Source organism: Streptomyces cylindrosporus (assembly GCF_022698165.1).
GTDB classification, from domain to species: domain Bacteria; phylum Actinomycetota; class Actinomycetes; order Streptomycetales; family Streptomycetaceae; genus Streptomyces; species Streptomyces cylindrosporus.
This window is the reverse complement of the sequence record NZ_JALDAY010000001.1, coordinates 872,918-893,880: the sequence shown is the minus strand read 5'-3', so window position 1 is coordinate 893,880 and position 20,963 is coordinate 872,918. Positions and strand designations below refer to the sequence as shown.

The 20,963-nt window shown below is 71.9% G+C and carries 18 protein-coding genes; 13 read left to right on the top strand and 5 right to left on the bottom strand.

All coding sequences use genetic code 11. The features are described 5' to 3' along the window. Nucleotides 1–56: 56 nt before the first annotated feature. From cobT to MQP27_RS03935, 3 genes are all read left to right on the top strand, one after another. Nucleotides 57–1,133, top strand: coding sequence for a nicotinate-nucleotide--dimethylbenzimidazole phosphoribosyltransferase (cobT, locus tag MQP27_RS03945; protein ID WP_242760840.1), 1,077 nt, complete (start codon nt 57–59; stop codon nt 1,131–1,133). Nucleotides 1,134–1,303: 170 nt separating this feature from the next. Further along, entirely contained in the window at nt 1,304–3,040 is a 1,737-nt protein-coding gene (locus tag MQP27_RS03940; RefSeq protein WP_242760838.1) for a phosphatidylglycerol lysyltransferase domain-containing protein, read from the top strand. A 10-nt stretch (nt 3,041–3,050) separates the two neighbouring features. Next, a complete protein-coding gene (locus MQP27_RS03935; RefSeq protein WP_242760836.1) occupies nt 3,051–3,749 on the top strand; it encodes a hypothetical protein in 699 nt (232 codons plus the stop codon). Here the strand turns inward: MQP27_RS03935 and MQP27_RS03930 are convergent. After that, nucleotides 3,695–4,453 (bottom strand): G protein-coupled receptor family protein, encoded by a 759-nt coding sequence (locus MQP27_RS03930; protein ID WP_242760835.1) that lies wholly within the window; start codon nt 4,451–4,453, stop codon nt 3,695–3,697. The two genes, MQP27_RS03935 and MQP27_RS03930, sit on opposite strands and share 55 nt — an antisense overlap. A gap of 60 nt (nt 4,454–4,513) precedes the next feature. On the opposite strand from MQP27_RS03930, the gene MQP27_RS03925 reads away from it, so the two are divergent. After that, entirely contained in the window at nt 4,514–5,308 is a 795-nt protein-coding gene (locus MQP27_RS03925; protein WP_242760833.1) for an adenosylcobinamide-GDP ribazoletransferase, read from the top strand. A 41-nt stretch (nt 5,309–5,349) separates the two neighbouring features. Beyond that, complete coding sequence (locus MQP27_RS03920; RefSeq protein WP_242760832.1) at nt 5,350–5,961, top strand: RDD family protein; 612 nt, start codon at nt 5,350–5,352, stop codon at nt 5,959–5,961. Here the strand turns inward: MQP27_RS03920 and MQP27_RS03915 are convergent. Next, nucleotides 5,921–6,700 carry an endo alpha-1,4 polygalactosaminidase gene (locus tag MQP27_RS03915; protein WP_242760830.1) on the bottom strand — a complete coding sequence of 260 codons (780 nt, stop codon included), beginning with the start codon at nt 6,698–6,700 and terminating at the stop codon, nt 5,921–5,923. The genes MQP27_RS03920 and MQP27_RS03915 overlap by 41 nt on opposite strands. A gap of 256 nt (nt 6,701–6,956) precedes the next feature. Between MQP27_RS03915 and MQP27_RS03910 the strand changes: the two genes are divergently transcribed. The 3 genes from MQP27_RS03910 (at nt 6,957) to sucB (ending at nt 12,031) form a co-directional block, all read left to right on the top strand. Continuing rightward, nucleotides 6,957–8,492: a leucyl aminopeptidase gene (locus MQP27_RS03910; RefSeq protein ID WP_242760823.1), complete on the top strand. Its 1,536-nt coding sequence runs from the start codon at nt 6,957–6,959 to the stop codon at nt 8,490–8,492. A 270-nt stretch (nt 8,493–8,762) separates the two neighbouring features. Beyond that, the gene (gene lpdA / locus MQP27_RS03905) at nt 8,763–10,151 is read left to right on the top strand and encodes a dihydrolipoyl dehydrogenase (protein WP_242760819.1); all 1,389 of its coding nucleotides are present in this window, start codon (nt 8,763–8,765) and stop codon (nt 10,149–10,151) included. A gap of 59 nt (nt 10,152–10,210) precedes the next feature. Then, complete coding sequence (sucB, locus tag MQP27_RS03900; protein ID WP_242760818.1) at nt 10,211–12,031, top strand: 2-oxoglutarate dehydrogenase, E2 component, dihydrolipoamide succinyltransferase; 1,821 nt, start codon at nt 10,211–10,213, stop codon at nt 12,029–12,031. Between the two features lie 64 nt (nt 12,032–12,095). Here the strand turns inward: sucB and MQP27_RS03895 are convergent, their stop codons facing one another. Further along, nucleotides 12,096–12,809 (bottom strand): hypothetical protein, encoded by a 714-nt coding sequence (locus tag MQP27_RS03895; RefSeq protein ID WP_242760817.1) that lies wholly within the window; start codon nt 12,807–12,809, stop codon nt 12,096–12,098. Nucleotides 12,810–13,066: 257 nt separating this feature from the next. Here MQP27_RS03895 and MQP27_RS03890 point away from each other — a divergent pair, with 257 nt between their 5' ends. The 4 genes from MQP27_RS03890 to MQP27_RS03875 all read left to right on the top strand — a co-directional run bounded on the left by MQP27_RS03890 (nt 13,067) and on the right by MQP27_RS03875 (nt 18,233). Next, nucleotides 13,067–13,690, top strand: a complete 624-nt coding sequence (locus tag MQP27_RS03890; protein ID WP_242760816.1) for a GntR family transcriptional regulator — start codon at nt 13,067–13,069, stop codon at nt 13,688–13,690. A 235-nt stretch (nt 13,691–13,925) separates the two neighbouring features. Next, on the top strand, nt 13,926–16,628 hold the full coding sequence (aceE, locus tag MQP27_RS03885; protein ID WP_242760815.1) for a pyruvate dehydrogenase (acetyl-transferring), homodimeric type: 2,703 nt from the start codon (nt 13,926–13,928) through the stop codon (nt 16,626–16,628). A gap of 55 nt (nt 16,629–16,683) precedes the next feature. Further along, nucleotides 16,684–17,658 carry a helix-turn-helix transcriptional regulator gene (locus MQP27_RS03880; protein ID WP_242760814.1) on the top strand — a complete coding sequence of 325 codons (975 nt, stop codon included), beginning with the start codon at nt 16,684–16,686 and terminating at the stop codon, nt 17,656–17,658. Nucleotides 17,659–17,714: 56 nt separating this feature from the next. Beyond that, entirely contained in the window at nt 17,715–18,233 is a 519-nt protein-coding gene (locus MQP27_RS03875; RefSeq protein ID WP_242761393.1) for a DUF4240 domain-containing protein, read from the top strand. Between the two features lie 3 nt (nt 18,234–18,236). Here the strand turns inward: MQP27_RS03875 and MQP27_RS03870 are convergent, their stop codons facing one another. Then, the gene (locus MQP27_RS03870) at nt 18,237–18,470 is read right to left on the bottom strand and encodes a hypothetical protein (RefSeq protein ID WP_242760813.1); all 234 of its coding nucleotides are present in this window, start codon (nt 18,468–18,470) and stop codon (nt 18,237–18,239) included. A 101-nt stretch (nt 18,471–18,571) separates the two neighbouring features. After that, the gene (locus MQP27_RS03865; RefSeq protein WP_242760812.1) at nt 18,572–19,579 is read right to left on the bottom strand and encodes a methyltransferase; all 1,008 of its coding nucleotides are present in this window, start codon (nt 19,577–19,579) and stop codon (nt 18,572–18,574) included. Between the two features lie 251 nt (nt 19,580–19,830). Between MQP27_RS03865 and MQP27_RS03860 the strand changes: the two genes are divergently transcribed. After that, nucleotides 19,831–20,958 carry a lipid II:glycine glycyltransferase FemX gene (locus MQP27_RS03860; protein WP_242760811.1) on the top strand — a complete coding sequence of 376 codons (1,128 nt, stop codon included), beginning with the start codon at nt 19,831–19,833 and terminating at the stop codon, nt 20,956–20,958. The last annotated feature ends 5 nt before the right edge of the window (nt 20,959–20,963 follow it).

Here is a 20,963-nt window from a genome sequence, read left to right as displayed (position 1 = left end):
CGCGTGGTGGCGATGTGGCGCGATGACGTTCGACCGGTGCCGGTACTGTTCGGCGAATGAGCTCGCTTAATCTCGACGACTTCACCGATCTGATCGAGCGCCCCGACGGCGGGGTCCGCCGCGACGCGGAGGCGCGCCGGGAACGTCAGATCGTGCCGCCCGGATCCCTGGGCCGCCTCGACGACCTGGGTGAGTGGCTGTCCGCGGCACAGGCCTCGGTGCCGGTACGGCCGATCGAACAGCCCCGGGTGGTGCTCTTCGCCGGCGACCACGGCGTCGCCGAACTGGGCGTCTCGGCACGGCCCGCGGGCAGCGCCGGCGAGCTCGTGCGGGAGATCCTGGAGGGCGGCCGGCCGGTCTCCGTGCTGGCCCGCCGGCTCGGCGTGCCGGTGCGGATCGTCGACCTGGCCCTGGACTGCGACCCGGACTCGCTTCCCGACGAGGTGGTACGGCACCGGGTGCGGCGCGGCAGCGGCCGTATCGACGTCGAGGACGCGCTGACGGCCGAGGAGGCCGAGGCGGCGTTCCGGGCCGGGGTCGCGGTGGCCGACGAGGAGGCCGACGCCGGGACCGATGTGGTGGTGCTCGGCGATGTCAGCGTGGGCGGGACGACGGCGGCCGGGGTGCTGGTGGCCGCGCTGTGCGGGACCGACGCGTCGGTGGTGACCGGGCGGGGCGGGCTCGCGATCGACGACCTGGCGTGGATGCGCAAGTGCGCGGCGATCCGGGACGCGCTGCGGCGGGCGCGGCCGGTGCTCGGGGACCAGTTGCAGTTGCTGGCGACCGTGGGCGGGGCCGACCTCGCGGCGATGACGGGCTTTCTGCTGCAGAGCGCGGTGCGGAAGACGCCGGTGATCCTCGACGGGGTCGTGGCGGCCGCGTGCGCGCTGGTGGCGCAGCGGGTCGCGTTCCGGGCACCGGACTGGTGGCTGGCGGCGCACGACAGCGGGGAGCCGGGGCAGGCGAAGGCGCTGGACCGGATGGCCCTGGAGCCGCTGCTGTCGCACGGGGTGACGGTGGGCGAGGGCGCCGGGGCACTGCTGGCGCTGCCCCTGGTGCAGGCCGCGGCGGCACTGGCGGCGGAGCTGCCCGAGAAGCCGACGGTCGAAGGAGAGCCGGAGAAGGAGGAGTAGGGCCCGGGCGGCCTCGGCACCGCCGGGACGCGCCGCCGGGGCCGGGCGCCGTTACGGCGGAGAAGGGTGCGGAGAGAGGTGGCGAGCCGGAGAACCGAGCCGAAAGTTGTCAGCATGGCAGACCAAAGATGGTGGGGTTCGCCGGGGCGTCGCCCATATGATCCTCTCTCATGGGAGATGCCCGAAATGCCTCGCGGCGGGCCGCCGCGTTTGCCGTCTGGTACCTGCGGGCCGTCGCGTTCGTCAACTTCCTCAGTGCGGTGTGGGTCTCCCTGGGGCAGGACGTGCGGCGGCACAACCAGGAGAACTTCTTCACGCCGTACCTGCTGACCGCCGGCTTCGCCTCCGGTGTCTTCACCGCGTTCCTCGCCATCACCATGCGGCGCCGCAAACGCGCCGCATGGATCCTCAACCTCGCGCTGGCCGGCCCCTTCCTCGCCCTGTTCGGCTTCGCGCTGAGCTTCCCGGAGATCCGCCAGTACGCCCAGAACTGGATCTCCCTCGCCCTCACCGCCGCCTTCGTGGTCGCGCTGCTGGTCGGCCGCAAGGAGTTCTACGCCAAGGGCGACCGCTCCAACCCGAAGCTCGCCGCGGCCGTCGCGGTCGGCGGCACGCTCGTCGCCTCCGTGCTGGCCGGCCTCCTGGTGACGGTCACCAACCAGGCGCCGGACGCGGCGAGTTCGACGTTCCCGGAGCGCTGGCGCTACGGCACCTTCCGGCTGGTGTCGGTCGCCGTGGACGAGTCCCGCTTCCCCGGCGTCGACGTGCCGAACTGGGTGAACGTCGGCATCAACGCGCTCAGCACCGTGCTGGTGCTGGCCGTCTTCTACGCCGCCTTCCGCTCCCGGCGTGCCGTCGACCCGATCACCGAGGACGACGCGAAGCGGCTGCGGGTGCTGCTCGACAAGCACGGCGAGCGGGACTCGCTGGGCTACTTCTCGCTGCGCCGGGAGAAGAGCGTCGTGTGGTCGCCGACCGGGAAAGCGGCCGTCGCCTACCGGGTGGTGGGCGGTGTCTCGCTGGCCTCCGGTGACCCCATCGGCGACCCGGAGGCCTGGCCCGGCGCCATCGACCCGTGGCTCGCCGAGGCGCGGGCGCACGGCTGGATCCCGGCGGTGATGGGCGCGAGCGAGGAGGCCGGGACCGTGTACGCGCGGCACGGGCTTGACGCGCTGGAGCTCGGTGACGAGGCGCTGGTGGAGGTCGCCGAGTTCACCCTGGAGGGGCGGGCCATGCGGACCGTGCGGCAGGCCTACAACCGGGTGAAGCGGGCCGGGTACACGGTACGGATCCGGCGGCACGAGGACATCCCGGCGGACGAGATGACGTATCTGCTGAAGCGGGCGGACGACTGGCGGGACGGGGCCACCGAGCGCGGGTTCAGCATGGCGCTCGGGCGGCTCGGGGATCCCGAGGACGGGCAGTGCGTGATGCTCGAATGCTCCGACGGGCAGGGCGAGTTGAAGGCGGTGCTGTCCTTCGTGCCCTGGGGGCCGCACGGACTCTCCCTCGACCTCATGCGGCGCGACCGGGACTCCGACAACGGGCTGATGGAGTTCATGGTGCTCGAACTCCTGCGCCGCGCCGGGGAGATCGGGATCACCCAGGTCTCGCTCAACTTCGCCATGTTCCGCTCGGTCTTCGAACGCGGGGCGCGGCTCGGTGCCGGGCCGGTGCTGCGGCTGTGGCGCTCACTGCTCAGCTTCTTCTCGCGCTGGTGGCAGATCGAGTCGCTGTACCGCGCCAACGCGAAGTACCGGCCCATCTGGGAGCCGCGGTTCCTGCTCTTCGAGAAGAGCGCGGACCTGCCGCGCATCGGTATCGCCTCCGCCCGGGCGGAAGGCTTCCTGGAGGCGCCGGGGCTGCCCAAGTGGATGCACCGTAAGCACCTCGAGACGCACCGCTGAGGACCACCGCATGAACACCCTCGCCCGCTGGGCCCGTGCCGAATGGGGGCTCCTGTACGTCACGGTGCGCGAGCCGCTGGTCAAGCGGCGGTGGCGGGCGGTCCCGATGACGCTCGGGGCGGTGGCGCTGACGGCGGCCATACAGCTCGTGCAGAACCAGTCGTGGGGCTACCGGTTCGTGCAGGAGGTGGGCGGGGTGCGGGCCGAGGATCCGCTGTGGCTGGCCCTGCTGCGCACTCCGGTGTCGCTGTTCGTGCCCGCGCCCGATCTGCCGGTGTGGGGTGCGCTCGCGCAGATCCTGTTCGTGTTCGGCGTCGCGGAGATCTGTCTCGGCCAGTGGCGCACCCTGGTCATCGCGTACACCGCCACCCTCGCCGGGACGCTGTACGCGCGCCTGGGCATCTGGCTCGGCTTCGACAACCCCTTCGGCCTGCCCTCCTCGGACGCCCTGGTCGTCGACACCGGCCCCTCGGCGGCCGTGGTGGGCCTCGCCGTCTTCGTCGGCTGGCGGTACGGCGCCCATGTCACGGCGGGCGCGGTGGCGGCGGCGATGGTGGTCGAGGTGATGCTGAAGGGAAACCTCGCCGGCAAGGAGCATCTGGCGGCGATCGTGGCGGTGGTGGCGCTGATCGGGCTGTCGGCACTGCGCCGCCGTCACCGGCGCTCCAGGACCGGGGTGGGGTCGGGCTTTCCGCCGATCCAGTCCTGAATCCTGCGGCGGGGGCCGGCCCAGCGGCGGTCGTGGTGGTAGGCGCGCAGGATGGACTTGGCGCGGGCGCGCGGGCGGCGGCCGTAGAAGCGGCGGGCCCACGGGGAGGCGGGGCGGGCCAGGCGGATCATGCCGATCAGGCCGACCAGCGGGACGATCACGCTGAAGATCGCCATCCGGGTCTTGCCCTTGCTCAGGACGACGAGGGAGAAGAGGAAGTTGATCGCGATCGTCGAGATGACGCTGCCGCGGTCCTGCAGCTCCTCCTGGCTCATGTCGTTGACGCCGAACGGCGAGAAGCCCGCGAGCATCAGACCGACCAGGGCCGCCGTCAGCACCACGACCTCGACGCTCTTGCGGCCCTCCTCGGTCCAGTAGACGTCGTCGAGGTGCAGGATCAGCGCGAACTCGTCGAGGACCAGCCCCGCGCCCATCCCGAAGATCACCGCGCAGACCGCCGCGCCGAACCCGTGCCGGCCGCTGGCCACCGCCCCGAACCCGCCGACGACGGCCAGGATCACGCCGGGCACCACGTGGTGGATGTGCAGCCCGCCCGCCTTGACGTTGCCGAAGGGCCCCTTGCCGGCCCGGATGAGCCGGGTGATGACCCGGGTGATGAAGAACGTCAGCACGAACGCGGTGAGGGCGAGGAGCAGCGGCAGCTTGCCGGGCTCGATGATGTTGCGCTGCAGCCAATGTCCCATGTGCGAACTTTATCCAGGGCGAGCCTCCCTGCCCTGGCGACCGCCGGGTAACCTGCGCCGGTGCCCGAACCCTCCAAGACCCCCTGGCCGGACGGCCTCCGCTTCGCCTTCGGCACGCTCACCGCGCTCCCTGTGAAGGTGACCCGCTGGGACCGGGACGCGGCCCGCGCCGGCATGCTCTGCGCCCCACTGGCAGGGCTGGTCGTCGGCTGCTCGGCCGCCCTGGTCGGCGTGCTGCTGCTCGCGCTCGGCGCGGGCCCGCTGCTCGCCGCCGTCGCCTCCGTCGCCGTGCCCGCCGCACTGACCCGGGGGCTGCACCTGGACGGCCTCGCGGACACCGCGGACGGGCTCGGCAGCGGGAAGCCCGCCGAGGACGCGCTGCGGATCATGAAGCAGTCGGACATCGGGCCGTTCGGGGTCATCGCCCTGGTCCTCGTGCTGTTCGCCCAGGTGGCCGCGCTGGCCCAGGCGTACGGCGGCTCCTGGGGCCGGGGCGCGCTGGCCGCCGTCGTCTCGGCGACCGCGGCCCGGCTGGCGCTCACCCTGGCGGCCCGGGAGGGGGTGCCGGCCGCGCGTCCGGAGGGGCTGGGGGCGGCGGTCGCGGGGGTGGTCCCGGTACGGGGGGCGGCTGCCGCGGCCGTGGCGGTGACCGCGGTCGCCGCCGGGGCGGGGGCGCTCGTGTCGTCGTACGACATCGTCCGTACGGCGATCGCGGTCGTCGTGGCCGTGGGGGTCGCCGAGCTGCTCCTGAGGCACTGCACGCGCCGCTTCGGCGGGGTCACCGGGGATGTGTTCGGCGGGCTCGCCGAGACGGCTGCGACGGTTTCGCTCGTGGTGCTGTCCCTGGGGCACTAGTCTCGTGCGCCGTACACGGACAAGTGTTGTGCGATCGGGGGATGTTCGTGCCGAAGCTGCGTCGTGCCGTGGCCTGGTTCATCGACTTCGCGCTGGTGCTGTCGCTGGCCGCCGGGCTGGCCGTGCTCACCTTCCACCGGATAGCCGGGCTCGTCACCGACGTGCCCGAACTCGCCGCCCGCGGCGGCCTCGACCTGCTGTCCTCGCGCGGTGACGTGGTCGGCGCCTCGGCGGACTTCGGCGTCTCGCTGTGGGACAAGGCGGTGCTCGACGTCGAGGAGGCCTTCGGCGTCCTGATCGTGGCGACCTTCCTCTACCAGTGGGGCTGCCTCGCCCTCGCCGGCCGCACCGTCGGCAAGGGGCTGCTGGGGCTCAAGGTCACCCCGAGCGCGCCGCGCCGGGCCGCGGTGCGGGCGCTGGTCACCACGGCCGCCGACATCGCTGTGTACGCCGTCGCCTGCGTGCTGCTGATCGAGCGTCACGTCCTGCTGTCGGTCATGGTGTGGGCGGTGGCGGTGCTGCTCTTCCTGTTCAACGCCCTGCCGGTGCTCTCCCCCACCCGCCGTTCCTTCGCCGACCGGGTCGCCGGTACGACGGTCACCGGGCTCGGGATCAGCACGCCCGGCGCCACGCGCCCAGTTCGTACTTCTTGAGCATCGAGCTGAACTCCAGCCGCCGGACCTCCGGGCAGAAGCGGCTGGTCGGCAGCTCGTACTCGACGTGGAAGACCGCCTTGTCCGCCCTGATGAAGGGCTTCATGGCCGCGCACTCGCCGTACTGGGCGCACTGTTCGTTGACCGCGAAGTCGAAGTCCCCCACCAGGTCCGGGATCTGGTCGAGGTCGTTCTTCAACCCGACGGCCATGCCCCGGTCGTGGGCCAGCTTGGCGATCAGGCGGTTGTAGCGCAGTTGGTCGGCGGCGGTCAGCGGGAAGCCGGTGCTGTTCTTGTAGCCGTCCATGTTGTCCGGCTCCACCGCGTCGAAGCCCTTCTTGCGGCACATGTCGAAGCGGGCCGCCATCAAGGGCTCCAGGACCTTCGTGCGGCGGATGTCGAGCCAGCGCTCGCCCTCCCAGCCGTTGCCCTTGCCGAGCACGGACTTGGGGAACTTCTTCGCGTCGGGCCGCCAGTCCTCGAAGGCGCCGGTCGAGACGTAGCAGATGACCTTGCGGCCCTTGCGGTGCAGTGTCGTCACCGTCGCCCTGGACTGGTCGAAGCCGTCGATGTCGTAGACCGGCACGTCGACGGAGGTGTCGACCTTGCCGCTGAGCTGCCACTGCCAGGCCACGCCGGGGCGCGGCTGCCAGCGGCTGCCGGACGACCCGGAGTCGGAGAGGCTGCCGCAGCCCGCCAGGAGCAGGACCAGGGCGAGCAGCAGGGCGGGGCGTTTCAAGGGGCGGGCTCCAGGGTGTGGGCGGGGTCCGCCAAGGATCGGCTCCGAAATGACCGCGGCGCAACTCACAGGTGAATGGCGGTGGGAATGAGCCGGGGGCCCGTGCGCGCGTAGGCTCAGCCGCAGTGGCAGCCGCACCGGGGAAGGCCCCGCTGGAACCGCCGCCAGAGGTCCGACTTAGGGTCGGCCGTCGGGCCCGGTCGACCCACACAGATCGGCCACTGCAACTTCACATCGGAAGCGAGATTTCACCACCGTGACTGCTCTCACTCTCAGCACCGCCGCGGCGCCCGGCCTGCGGGCCGACGCGATCGTCGTCGGTGTCGCCAAGGGCGCCAACGGCCCGGTCGTGGCACCCGGCGCCGAAGCCGTCGACAAGGCCTACGGCGGCAGCCTCGCCGGCGTTCTGGAAACCCTCGGTGCCGCCGGCGCCGAGGGCGAGGTGACGAAGCTGCCGGCCCCGGCCGGCTTCAAGGCCCCCCTCGTCGTGGCGGTCGGCCTGGGCGCCGAGCCCGAGAAGGACTCCGGTTACGGCGCGGAGGCCCTCCGCAAGGCCGCCGGTGCCGCTGCCCGCACCCTCGCCGGCGCCAAGAAGGCCGCCTTCGCCCTGCCGGTCCTGGACGCCTCCGACGTCGGCGCGATCGGCGAGGGCGTGCTGCTGGGCGCGTACTCCTTCGACGCCTACAAGAACACCGCGCCCGCGAAGAGCGGCGACAAGGCCAAGAACGGCAAGGCCCCGCTCGCCGAGGCCGCGCTGCTCGGCGCCAAGCCCCGCGACAAGGAGCACAAGGCGGCGCTCGAGCGCGCCACCGCGGTCGCCGAGGAGCTCAACCGCGCCCGCGACCTGATCAACATGCCGCCGAACGACCTCAACCCGGAGGCCTTCGCCGCGATCGCGCAGACCGCGGCCAAGGAGCACGGCCTCAAGGTGCAGGTGCTCGACGTGAAGGCGCTGGAGAAGGGCGGCTACGGCGGCATCCTCGGCGTCGGCGCGGGCTCCGCGTCCGGCCCGCGGCTGGTGAAGCTGTCGTACACCTCCGGCAAGGCGAAGAAGCACCTCGCGCTCGTCGGCAAGGGCATCACCTACGACTCGGGCGGCATCTCGCTCAAGCCGGCCGGCCACAACGAGACGATGAAGTGCGACATGAGTGGCGCCGCCGCCGTGTTCGCGGCCGTCGTCGCCGCCGCGCGGCTCGGCCTGGAGGTGAACGTCACCGGCTGGCTGGCGCTCGCCGAGAACATGCCGTCGGGCTCCGCGACCCGTCCCGGTGACGTGCTGCGCATGTACAGCGGCAAGACGGTCGAGGTCCTCAACACCGACGCCGAGGGCCGGCTGGTCCTGGCCGACGCCCTGTGGGCCGCCTCCGAGGAGAAGCCGGACGCCATCGTCGACGTCGCGACCCTCACCGGCGCGATGATGCTGGCGCTGGGCAGCCGCACCTTCGGGATCATGGCCAACGACGACGCCTTCCGCACGGCCGTGCACGAGGCCGCCGAGGAGGTCGGCGAGCCGGCCTGGCCGATGCCGCTGCCGGAGCACCTGCGCAAGGGCATGGACTCCCCGACCGCCGACATCGCCAACATGGGCGAGCGGATGGGCGGCGGCCTGGTCGCGGGCCTCTTCCTCAAGGAGTTCGTCGGCGAGGGCATCGCCTGGGCCCACCTGGACATCGCCGGGCCCGCGTACAACGAGGGCGGCCCCTTCGGGTACACCCCCAAGGGCGGTACGGGTACGGCGGTCCGCACGCTGGTCCGTCTCGCCGAGCTGACGGCCGCGGGCGACCTCGGCTGACCCTGCTCCTGGTGAGGGGGCTCCGCGCGCGGGTAGGGCGGAGCCCCCTCTTTCCCGCGTGTGCGCTCAACTCCTTCTCGCGTGTGCGCTCAACTGAACGTGGGACGTCTCACACACCGGCCCGGCGTCTCGTTCACCTCCGACAAGTGCGAAGATGGGGCTCGGCAGGACAGGGCCCCCACCACAGGGCCGAAGAAAGAGCGGCCGGACACCAGCCGCCGCCCGGTCACCGCTGACCGGCGTACGGCGCACATGCATGGAGGACGTGACGTGGCGAACGACGCCAGCACCGTTTTCGACCTAGTGATCCTCGGCGGTGGTAGTGGCGGTTACGCCGCGGCCCTGCGTGGGGCCCAGCTGGGCCTGGACGTCGCCCTGATCGAGAAGGACAAGGTCGGCGGTACCTGCCTGCACCGGGGATGCATCCCCACCAAGGCCCTGCTGCACGCGGGCGAGATCGCCGACCAGGCCCGCGAGAGCGAGCAGTTCGGCGTGCGGGCCACCCTTGAGGGCATCGACATCGCCGGGGTCCACAAGTACAAGGACGGCGTCGTCGCCGGCCTGTACAAGGGCCTGCAGGGGCTCGTCGCCTCCCGCAAGGTCAACTACATCACCGGTGAGGGGCGCCTCTCCTCCCCCACCTCGGTCGATGTGAACGGCCAGCGCATCCAGGGCCGCCACATCCTCCTCGCGACCGGCTCCGTGCCGAAGTCGCTGCCGGGCCTGGAGATCGACGGCAACCGCATCATCTCCTCGGACCACGCCCTCGTCCTGGACCGCGTACCGAAGTCCGCGATCATCCTGGGCGGCGGTGTCATCGGCGTCGAGTTCGCCTCCGCCTGGAAGTCCTTCGGTACGGACGTCACCGTCATCGAGGGCCTCAAGCACCTCGTCCCCGTCGAGGACGAGAACTCCTCCAAGCTTCTTGAGCGCGCCTTCCGCAAGCGCGGCATCAAGTTCAACCTCGGCACCTTCTTCCAGAAGGCCGAGTACACCCAGGACGGCGTCAAGGTCACCCTCGCCGACGGCAAGGAGTTCGAGGCCGAGATCCTGCTGGTGGCCGTCGGCCGCGGGCCCGTCTCCGCCGGTCTCGGCTACGAGGAGCAGGGCGTCGCCATGGACCGCGGCTACGTCCTGGTCGACGAGTACATGCGCACCAACGTCCCGACCATCTCCGCCGTCGGTGACCTGGTCCCCACGCTCCAGCTCGCGCACGTCGGCTTCGCCGAGGGCATCCTGGTCGCGGAGCGTCTGGCCGGTCTGAAGACCGTTCCGATCGACTACGACGGCGTCCCCCGGGTGACTTACTGCCACCCCGAGGTCGCCTCCGTGGGCATCACCGAGGCCAAGGCCAAGGAGATCTACGGCGCGGACAAGGTCGTCGCCCTGAAGTACAACCTGGCGGGCAACGGCAGGAGCAAGATCCTGGGCACCTCGGGCGAGATCAAGCTCGTCCAGGTCAAGGACGGTGCCGTGGTCGGCGTCCACATGGTCGGCGACCGGATGGGCGAGCAGGTCGGCGAGGCCCAGCTGATCTACAACTGGGAGGCGCTGCCGGCCGAGGTCGCCCAGCTCATCCACGCCCACCCGACGCAGAGCGAGGCGCTCGGCGAAGCGCACCTGGCCCTCGCGGGCAAGCCGCTGCACGCGCACGACTGATCCCTCGGTCGAGAAGCGACGACACAGACTTCCGCAATTCGTAAGGAGCAACCGAAACCATGGCGGTTTCCGTAACCCTTCCGGCGCTCGGCGAGAGCGTCACCGAGGGCACTGTCACCCGCTGGCTGAAGGCCGAGGGTGAGCGCGTCGAGGCCGACGAGCCGCTGCTCGAGGTCTCGACCGACAAGGTCGACACCGAGATCCCCTCGCCCGCCGCCGGTGTCCTCGCCTCCATCAAGGTCGCCGAGGACGAGACCGTCGAGGTCGGCGCCGAGCTGGCCGTGATCGACGACGGTACGGGCGCCCCCGCTGCCGCCCCGGCCCCGGCCGCCGAGCCCGCGCCCGCCGCGGCTCCCGAGCCGGCCCCGGCCGCTGCCGCACCGTCCACCGAGCAGGCCGCCCCGGCGCCCGCTCCCACCGCCGAGGCCACCGCCGGTGGCGGCTCCGCCGAGGGCACGGACGTCGTCCTGCCCGCGCTCGGCGAGTCCGTCACCGAGGGCACCGTCACCCGCTGGCTGAAGTCGGTCGGCGACTCCGTCGAGGCCGACGAGCCGCTGCTGGAGGTGTCGACCGACAAGGTGGACACCGAGATCCCGGCGCCCACCTCGGGTGTGCTGCTGGAGATCACGGTCGCCGAGGACGAGACCGCCGAGGTCGGCGCCAAGCTCGCCGTCATCGGCGCCCCGGGTGCCGCTCCGGCGGCAGCCCCGGCCCCCGCCGCCCCGGCTCCGGCCCCCGCGGCTCCGGCGCCCGCCGCCGCTGCCCCGGCTCCGGCCGCCCCCGTGGCTCCGCCGGCCCCGGCTCCGGCCCCCACCGCTCCGGCCCCCGCCGCTCCGGCTCCCGCGCCCGCCCCGGTCGCCGCCGCCCCGGCCCCGGCCCCCGCGCCGGCCGCTCCGGCTCCGGTCGCCCCGGCCGCGCCCGCGCCCGCCGCGGGTGCCACCGACGAGGGCGCCTACGTCACCCCGCTGGTGCGCAAGCTCGCCGCCGAGAACGGCGTCGACCTGGCCGGCGTCAAGGGCACCGGCGTCGGCGGCCGTATCCGCAAGCAGGACGTCATCGCCGCCGCCGAGGCCGCGAAGGCCGCCGCCGCTGCTCCGGCCCCCGCGGCCGCCGCCGCCCCGGCCGCCGCCAAGAAGGCGCCGACCCTGGAGGCCTCCCCCCTCCGCGGCCAGACCGTCAAGATGCCGCGCATCCGCAAGGTCATCGGCGACAACATGGTCAAGGCGCTGCACGAGCAGGCGCAGCTGTCCTCGGTCGTCGAGGTCGACGTCACCCGCCTGATGAAGCTGCGCGCCCGCGCCAAGGACGCGTTCGCGGCCCGTGAGGGCGTCAAGCTCTCCCCGATGCCGTTCTTCGTGAAGGCGGCGGCCCAGGCGCTGAAGGCGCACGCGCCGATCAACGCCAAGATCAACGAGGCCGAGGGCACGATCACCTACTTCGACACCGAGAACATCGGTATCGCGGTGGACTCCGAGAAGGGCCTGATGACCCCGGTCATCAAGCACGCGGGCGACCTCAACCTCGCCGGCATCGCGAAGGCCACGGCGGAGCTGGCCGGCAAGGTCCGCGCCAACAAGATCACGCCCGACGAGCTGTCCGGCGCGACCTTCACCATCTCCAACACCGGTTCGCGCGGTGCGCTCTTCGACACGATCATCGTGCCGCCGGGCCAGGTCGCGATCCTCGGCATCGGTGCCACGGTCAAGCGCCCGGCGGTCATCGAGACCGAGGAGGGCACGGTCATCGGCGTCCGCGACATGACCTACCTGACCCTCTCCTACGACCACCGCCTGGTGGACGGCGCCGACGCGGCCCGCTACCTGACCGCGGTCAAGGCGATCCTGGAGGCCGGCGAGTTCGAGGTCGAGCTCGGCCTGTAAGGCTCGGAGTACGTCAGTGCCCCCGTCCGGAGTCTCCGGGCGGGGGCACCGTCGTATGCGCGGACTAGTGCGGCCTGAGCGTGCGGTCGCTCCAGTCCCACAGCGTCTCCACCCACACGTTCGGGATGTCCAGGTGGGGCGCGTAGGTGAGGTGGCGGGTGCGGTAGGCGTGCAGGACGTCGTACGTGGCGTCCAGGCAGTCTCGGGAGGTGAGGTCGCCGGTCTTCGGGTCGACGCCGACCAGGAAGCCGCGGCTCTCGACGGTGTGGATCATCTTCCAGGCACGGTTCACGTCGCTCGTGGAGGACGACACGCAGCGGTAACGGCTGTACGGGTGCGTCGACTTGCCGGGGTAGTGCGCGTCCCGGGACATCTCGCTGAGCATGCGGTCGTACGACCCCTGCGCGTGCCAGGCGCCGATGTAGCCGCCGGGCGGGGTGTAGAGCTTGTTGCTGGGGTTCTCGACGGCGCCGTAGACCCACTGGTTGGTTCCCGTGACCCGGAAGCCCCAGCCGACGTGGCCGAACTTCTGCGCGCCGTCCGGCTTGACGAAGACGCAGGCTCCGCCCGGCCCGGCGGGCTGCCGCGCGGAGTTGAGCGCGCCCGACATGCCCTTGATCTGCGTACCGCCGCCGTCCGTGTCACTGACCGCCGGCCTGCTGCTCCGACTCGACGCGGCCGTGGGCGTCGGCTGACACCCCGTCACGCCGATCACCGTGCCCGCGACCAGCACCGCGGCCGTCCAGCCGATCCTGCTGCGCCGTCCCCCGATGTTCATGCCGTCCCCCAGACGTTCCCGGAGCTCCCCGCACGGGAACTCCTTGCCGACCGCGACGGCATGGGCGGCCCCGCGGGTTCGCGCTGTGACACGGCGGTGACGCCTCCGGGCCGTACCCGGTACGGGTCTTTACAGGGGGCCCGGGTCTGCAGGGCGTGTAAGTCTCGTCTCACCTGCATGAAAGCGCCCCCGTGCGCCCCTCCTGGACGGGCCCGCGGCCTTATTGTCTAAACGTCAAACGCCCTTAAGGAGCTCTCATGACCGCGCCCGTCGTCCACTCGCTGCGCGAACAGATCCGCGAGCACATCGTGGAGGGGATCGTCAGCGGGCGCTGGAAGCCGGGCGAGCGGATCGTGGAGCGCCGGATCGCGACCGAGCTGGAGGTCAGCCAGACGCCGGTGCGCGAGGCGCTGCGCGAGCTGGAGTCACTGCGGCTGATCGAGTCGGCGCCGAACAAGGGCGTGCGGGTGCGCAACCTCACGGCGGCCGACCTGGAGGAGAGCTACCCGGTCCGGGCCGGGCTGGAGGCCATCGCCGCGGAGCTTGCGGCGGAGCGGCTGGCGCAGGACTGCTCGGCGCTGGAGCCGCATGTCCTCGCGCTGTACGAGGCCGACCGGGCGTCGGACGGGACCGGCCAGGTGCGGCACACGGTGGCCTTCCACCGTGAGCTGGTGCGGGCGGCCGGCAACTCGGTGCTGCTGCACACCTGGGAGGGCCTGGGCATCGAGGTCTTCACGGCGCTGTCGATCCGCTGGCTGGGGACCGTTCAGCAGTCGTACGCGGAGGAGCACGAGGAGCTGGTGGCCGCGTTCAAGAGGCGCGACCCGAGGATCCCGGAGCTGGTGAAGGCACATGTGCTGGGGTGCGCGCCGCGGGCCTGAACCCACCCGAGCACAACCCCGCTCACCTGCGAAAACACCGGCTGCGAGGCGGCACGCGGTGTCTTTACGGGAGACACTCCGTGCCGACTTTCTCGGAATCAAGATATTTTGCCCCGGACCCTTTGATCGATCATCGATCAGCGAGTTATTGTCACCGACGGACCTCCACCGAGGTCCCCAGCCCTGTCCTGCCAAAGACCAAGGGCACCCCCCTTCGACTGAGGAAGGCGGCGACATGACCGACCCCAACGCCATCCAGCCGAGCGAGCTCGACCAGCTCCCCGACCGGGACCCCGAGGAGACCGCCGAATGGCAGGCCTCCCTGGACGCGGTCGCCAAGGCGGCCGGCCCGCACCGCGCCGCGTACCTGATGCGCCGCACGCTGGAGAGGGCGGAGGGCAACGGGATCGCGCTGCCGAAGCTCCTCGAGACCGACTACGTCAACACCATCCCCACCGCCGCCGAGCCGGGCGTGCCCGGTGACGAGGAGATGGAGCGCCGTATCACCGCGTGGAACCGCTGGAACGCGGCCGCGATGGTGACCCGGGGCAGCAAACACGGCGTCGGCGGCCACATCGCCACCTTCGCCTCCGCGGCCTGGCTCTACGAGACCGGCTTCAACCACTTCTTCAAGGGCAAGGAAGCGGACGGCTCGGGCGACCAGCTCTACATCCAGGGCCACGCCTCCCCCGGCATCTACGCCCGCGCCTTCCTCGACGGCCGGCTGACCGAGGCGCACCTCGACAACTTCCGCCAGGAGGCGGGCGGGGGCGGCCTGCCGTCCTACCCGCACCCGCGGCGCCTGCCCTGGCTGTGGGAGTTCCCGACGGTGAGCATGGGCCTCGGCCCGCTCTCCGCGATCTACCAGGCGCGCTTCAACCGCTACCTGACCGCCCGCGGCATCAAGGACGTCTCGTCCTCGCACGTGTGGGCCTTCCTCGGCGACGGCGAGATGGACGAGCCCGAGTCGACGGCGGCCCTGGCACTCGCCTCCCGCGAGGGCCTCGACAACCTCACCTTCGTCATCAACTGCAACCTGCAGCGCCTCGACGGCCCGGTGCGCGCGAACTTCAAGATCGTGCAGGAGCTGGAGGCCCAGTTCCGCGGCGCGGGCTGGAACGTCGTGAAGTCGCTGTGGGGCTCCGCCTGGGACGAGCTGTTCCAGCTCGACACCACGGGCGCGCTGGTACAACGGCTGCGCGAGGTACCGGACGCCCAGGTGCAGACGTACCAGACCCGTGACGCGGCCTACATCCGCCAGGACTTCTTCGGCGCCGACCCGGCGCTGGTCGAGATGGCGAAGCTGCTGAGCGACGACAAGATCATCGAGTGCTTCCACCTCTCCCGCGGTGGCCATGAGGCGCGCAAGGTGTACGCCGCCTACAAGGCCGCCCTCGACCACAAGGGCGCGCCGACCGTGATCCTGGCCCAGACGGTCAAGGGCTTCACGCTCGGCGAGGGCTTCGCGTCGAAGAACGCCAACCACCAGATGAAGAAGCTGACGGTGGACGAGTTCAAGCAGATGCGTGATCTGCTCGAACTCCCCATCAAGGACAGCGACTTCGTCGACGGCGTGGTCCCCTACGGCCACCCGGGCGCCGACTCCCCCGAGGTGCGCTACCTCCAGGAGCGCCGCGCGGCCCTCGGCGGCCCGGCCCCGGCTCGCCGCACGCACGCGCTCGCGCCGCTGCCCGCCCCGGCGGAGAAGGCGTTCGCCTCCTTCGACAAGGGCTCGGGCACGCAGAACGTGGCCACCACCATGGCCTTCGTCCGTCTCATCAAGGACCTGGTCCGCGACAAGGAGACCGGCAAGCGCTGGGTGCCGATCGTCCCGGACGAGGCGCGCACCTTCGGCATGGAGTCGCTGTTCCCGTCGCTCGGGATCTACTCCCCCAAGGGCCAGACGTACGAGCCGGTCGACCGTGACCAGCTGATGTACTACAAGGAGGCCAAGAACGGCCAGATCCTCAACGAGGGGATCACCGAGGCCGGTTCGATGGCCGACTTCATCGCCGCGTCGACCGCGTACGCGACGCACGGCGAGGCGATGATCCCGTTCTACATCTTCTACTCGATGTTCGGCTGGCAGCGCACGGCCGACCAGATGTGGCAGCTCGGCGACCAGCTGGGCCGCGGCTTCCTGGTGGGCGCGACGGCCGGCCGTACGACCCTGACGGGTGAGGGCCTCCAGCACGCCGACGGCCACTCCCCCGTCATCGCGGCGACCAACCCGGCGGCGCTGACGTACGACCCGGCGTTCGCGTACGAGGTCGCGACGATCGTCAAGGACGGCCTGCGCCGCATGTACGGAGAGGCGGCACCGGGCGAGGACCCGAACGTCTTCTACTACCTCACCGTCTACAACGAGCCCCTCCCGCAGCCGGCCAAGCCGCAGGGCCTCGGCATCGACGAGGGCATCGTCAAGGGCCTGTACCGCTTCAACACGGCCGAGTCGGCAGGGCTTTCGCCGATGGCCAACGCCCCCCGCATCCAGCTGCTCGGCTCCGGTACGGCGATCCACTGGACGCTGGCCGCGCAGAAGCTGCTCGCCGAGGAGTGGGGCGTGGCGGCCGACGTGTGGTCCGCCACCTCCTGGACCGAACTCCGCCGTGACGCCCTGGAGGCCGACGCGGCCCTCCTGCGCGGCGAGGAGCGTGTCCCGTACGTCCGTCAGGCGCTGCACGGCGCCGAGGGCCCGGTGCTCGCGGTCTCCGACTACATGCGCCAGGTCCCGGACCAGATCGCGCAGTGGGTCGAGCAGGACTGGTCCTCGCTGGGCGCGGACGGCTTCGGGCTCTCCGACACCCGCGAGGCGGCCCGCCGCCACTTCGGCGTCGACGCCGAGTCGATCGTCGTGGCGGCCCTGGCCCAGCTGGCGAGGCGCGGCGAGGTCAAGGCGACGGCGGTGAAGGAAGCGCGCGAGAAGTACGGCCTGTAAGACAGGACGTCAAGGAGGCCCTCACTTCGGTGGGGGCCTCCTGCATGATGGCCGTATGCGCGCTGCCCGCCTCATCAAGATGGTGCTGCTTCTGCAGTCCCGGCCCTCCATGACCGCCGCCGAGCTGGCGCGGGAGCTGGAGGTGTCCGAGCGGACGGTGGCGCGGGACGCGCAGGCGTTGTCGGAGGCGGGGGTGCCGGTGTACGCGGACCGGGGGCGGGCCGGGGGGTACCGGCTGATCGGCGGGTACCGGACCCGGCTGACCGGGCTGGCGCGCGGTGAGGCCGAGGCGTTGTTCCTGAGCGGGGTGCCGGGGGCGCTGCGCGAGATGGGGCTGGAGGACGCCGCCTCCGCGGCCCGGCTGAAGGTGTCGGCGGCGCTGTTGCCCTCCCTGCGGGACGCCTCCCGCACCGCGGCCCAGCGCTTCCACCTGGACGCGCCCAACTGGTTCACGGAGCCCAAGGCGCCCGAGCTGCTGCCCGCCGTCGCGGACGCGGTGTGGGACGACCGGCGGGTCACCGCGCGCTACCGGAGCCGGGAGGCCGAGGTGGAGCGGGAGCTGGAGCCGTACGGTCTCGTGCTCAAGGCGGGCGTCTGGTACGTGTGCGCGCGGGTCGCCGAGGGCGGTTCCTTCCGGGTGTATCGGATCGACCGGTTCACGGCGGTGACGGAGTCCGGCGACCGCTTCGAGCGGGACGAGGGGTTCGACCTGCCCGGTTTCTGGGAGGAGCGGGCCGAGCAGTTCGCGCGATCGATCCTGCGGGCCGAGGTCGTGGTGCGGCTGTCCGAGGACGGGGTACGGAGGCTGCCGTACGCCGTGGATCCCGCGTCCGCCCGGGAGGCGCTGGCCGCCGCGGGCGCCCCGGACGAGGAGGGCCGGGTGACGGTGACGCTTCCCGTGGAGTCCGAGAAGGTCGCCCACGCGCAGCTCGCGGGGCTCGGCCCGGAAGTGGAGGTGCTGGCTCCGGAGAGCCTGCGGGCGCGTTTCACCGACGACGCGATACGACTGGGCCGCCTGTACGGGACATAACAATCCGCCACACTCCACGTGCGCCCCACCCGCCCAGGGCCGATGCTGGACCCGTGATGGACGAGACGGAGTTCTGGGAGCTGGTGGACGCCACCCGCGAGGCCGCCGAGGGCGACCCCGAGGAGCAGGCCGACCTGCTCGTGGACCGGCTGCTCCAACTGGACCCGGACATGGTGCTCGACTTCGCCCGTCACTTCGAGGCCCGCTACAACCGCGCCTACACCTGGGACCTGTGGGGCGCCGCGTGGGTGCTGCTCGACGGCGCCAGCGACGACGCCTTCGACTTCTTCCGGTGCTGGCTGATCGGGCAGGGCCGTGAGGTGTACGAGGGTGCCGTGCACCATCCGGACTCGCTGGCCGACCTGCTCGACGACTTCGACGAGGAGCTGGACGGCGACGGCGAGGAGCTGGGCTACTCCGCGGACGAGGCCTACGAACAGCTCACCGGCGCCGTGGCCCCCGACCTCGGCATCCCACCGGCCCCCTCCGAGCCGGAGGGCACACCGGTCGACTTCGAGAACGACGGGGCACTGGCGGAGCGCTACCCGAAGCTGTGGGAGCGCTTCAGGGGCTGACGTTCAGGCCGCCGCCGTACGCCTGCGGGTCTGGTCCGACGGGATGTAGGCCTGTGTCTGGTCGGCCCGCACCGCATGGTGCATCGGTGCCGCGTTCGCCTGGTCGAGGGCGTTCGCGGTGACCGCGGCCGGGCCCAGGACCACCGCTGCGGCCGCGCAGAGCGCCGCCCAGGGGCCGCGGGCGGTCCGGACCCAAGTGGCCGGCTTCTCCGTGGTGTTGGTGTGACTGCCGTTCATCTTCCCCACCTCCAGTCAGTGCGTGTGCATGACGATAGGAAGGCGACCAAAGGGAGTTCGGTGAGGCGGCTACGAGGAACCTGTGAGCGTCGGCGGGTCCTTCAGGCGGCGACCGCCTCCACCACCGACAGCACGGTGGGCGTCGGCAGCACGCGGGCGAGGCGCAGTCCGGCCGCCGTGAACAGCTCCGCGAAGTCGGCCTCCGTGCGCTCCCGGCCCACCAGGGATGCCATCAGCAGCAGGTCGAGCGTCTTGGCCTGGTGCGGTGCGTTGCCCCGGGGCACCACCGCGTCGACGACCAGGATCCGGCCGCCCGGCGCCATGGCCCGCCGGCAGTGGTCCAGGATCGTGACGCACCGGTCGTCCTCCCAGTCGTGCAGGATGCGTTTGAGGAGGTAGGCGTCCCCGGCGGGCGCGCCCGTGAAGAAGTCGCCCTCGGCCAGGCTCCAGCGGCCCGCGGTCTCCTCGGTGTCGAGACGGTGCCCGGCGAGGACGTGCCCCTGGTCGTACAGCACGCCCTTCAGGGCCGGGTGACGGCGCAGCACCTCCAGGAGCAGGCCGCCGTGACCGCCCCCGACGTCCACGACCGTGCCGGTGGCGGGGAGTTCGCAGACGGCGGCGATCGGCTCGTTCTCCGGGTCGGACATGGCGGCCATCCCGGTGTGGAAGACGGCCGCGGTCTCCTCGTCGCGGGCGAAGTGCTCGAAGAACGGCACCCCGAAGATGCCCTCGAACGCCGAGGTCCCCTCGGTGAGACAGCGGCCCATCTCGGCGGCCGGCCACCACATGGTCCGGTCGGTGTTCATGAGGACCGCCGAACGCGCCGAGTACGGGGCGTCGGTGCGCAGCGCGTCACCGGCCGCCGTCAGCGCGAAGCGGCCCTCGCCGTCCTCCGCGAAGACGCCGCGGGTGGCGAGCAGCCGCAGCACCCGGTGGAGGTTGCGGGCGTCCGTGCCGGTGGCGGCGGCCAGTTCCGCGGGGGTGCGGGGGCCGTCGGCGAGGTGGTCCGCGACTCCGACGGCGGCCGCCGCCCGCAGCGCGGCCGGGATCAGGAAGCCGAGTGATTCGTCGATGAGGAATGCGGCGGAACCCCGCGAATCGGTCGTCATGCGCTCAAGGATGACGGCCGGCCGGCTGCGCACGGCCCGGCACGCGCGCACCTCGTGGGGGCTCACGGAAGCAGGGGTATGGGGCATGGTCGGCGCGTACCCGGGCGGGGTACCACGGGGACGAAAGCCGCCCGGGCGCCGTCGGGCGTTCACCTGGGCGCAGGCGTGGGTGCAGTTCACAGTCGTGGACTCTTGACCGGCCCCGAGATCCCCGGCTTACGGTGGCCGCCCCGAACAGGAGCACCCTGCCCATGACCAGCCCGTACGTACAGGAGATCACGCGCGAGGAACATCTGGCCCACTTGCGGCTGTATCCGGACGTGAGTCATCTCCAGATACCCGAGTGGGCCGCCGTGAAGCCCGACTGGCGGGCGGAGAGCGTCGGTTGGTTCGAGGGGAAGCTGCTGGTCGCGGTGGCGCTGGTGCTGTACCGGAAGCTGCCGGGGACCCCGCGCTACCTGGCCTACGTCCCCGACGGGCCGACGATCGACTGGCGGGCGCCGCGCCTGGAGCGGTGGCTGGATCCGCTCGTCGCGCATGTGGAGGAGCGCGGGGCGTTCTCGCTGCGGATCGGGCCGCCGCTGGTGGTACGGCACTGGGAGGCGGCGACCGTGACGGCGGGGATCGCCGACCCCGACGTACGGCATCTGCACGATCTGGCCACCGACGGTCTCGACGGGCACGCGCTGGACGCGGCCGAGCGGCTCGGGCGGCTCGGGTGGCGGCGGTGCGCGGAGGACGAGGGCAGCGGGTTCGGGCTCGGGCAGCCGCGCTACGGGTGTCACATACCGCTGGCCGGGCGGTCGGTGGACGACCTGAGCGACGGGCTCGCGCCGCACTGGGAGAAGGCGCTGCAGACGGCCGAGATGTCGGGGGTGCGGGTCGGCTGGGGCTCGGGCGCCGACCTCCCCGACTTCCACCGCCTCTACACCGCGACCGCCGCCCACGACGGCTTCAAGGCCCGCCCCCTGGACTACTTCCAGCGCATGTGGAGGGCGCTGAACGCCGAGGACGACGACCGACTGCGGCTGTACCTCGCCGAGTACGACGGCGAGGTCCTCTCCGCCGCGCTCATGATCAACGTCGGTTCCCGGTCCTGGCACTCGTACGCCGCCTCCGGCCGCCGGGGGCGTGAACTGCGGCCCAGCAGCGCCCTGTTGTGGCGGATGCTGTGCGACGCGCGGTCGTCCGGGGCCGACACGTACGACCTGCGCTCCATCACGCCCCACCTCACCGAGTCCCGGCTGCTCGGACGGCTGGGCTTCAAGACGGGGGCGGGCGGCCGGGCGGTGGAGTACCTCGGGGAGTGGGAGCGGCCTGTCGGCAGCCAGGGAAAGGCCCTGCAGCGGGCGTTGGGGATCTATCTGGGTCGCAGGTGAGAAGA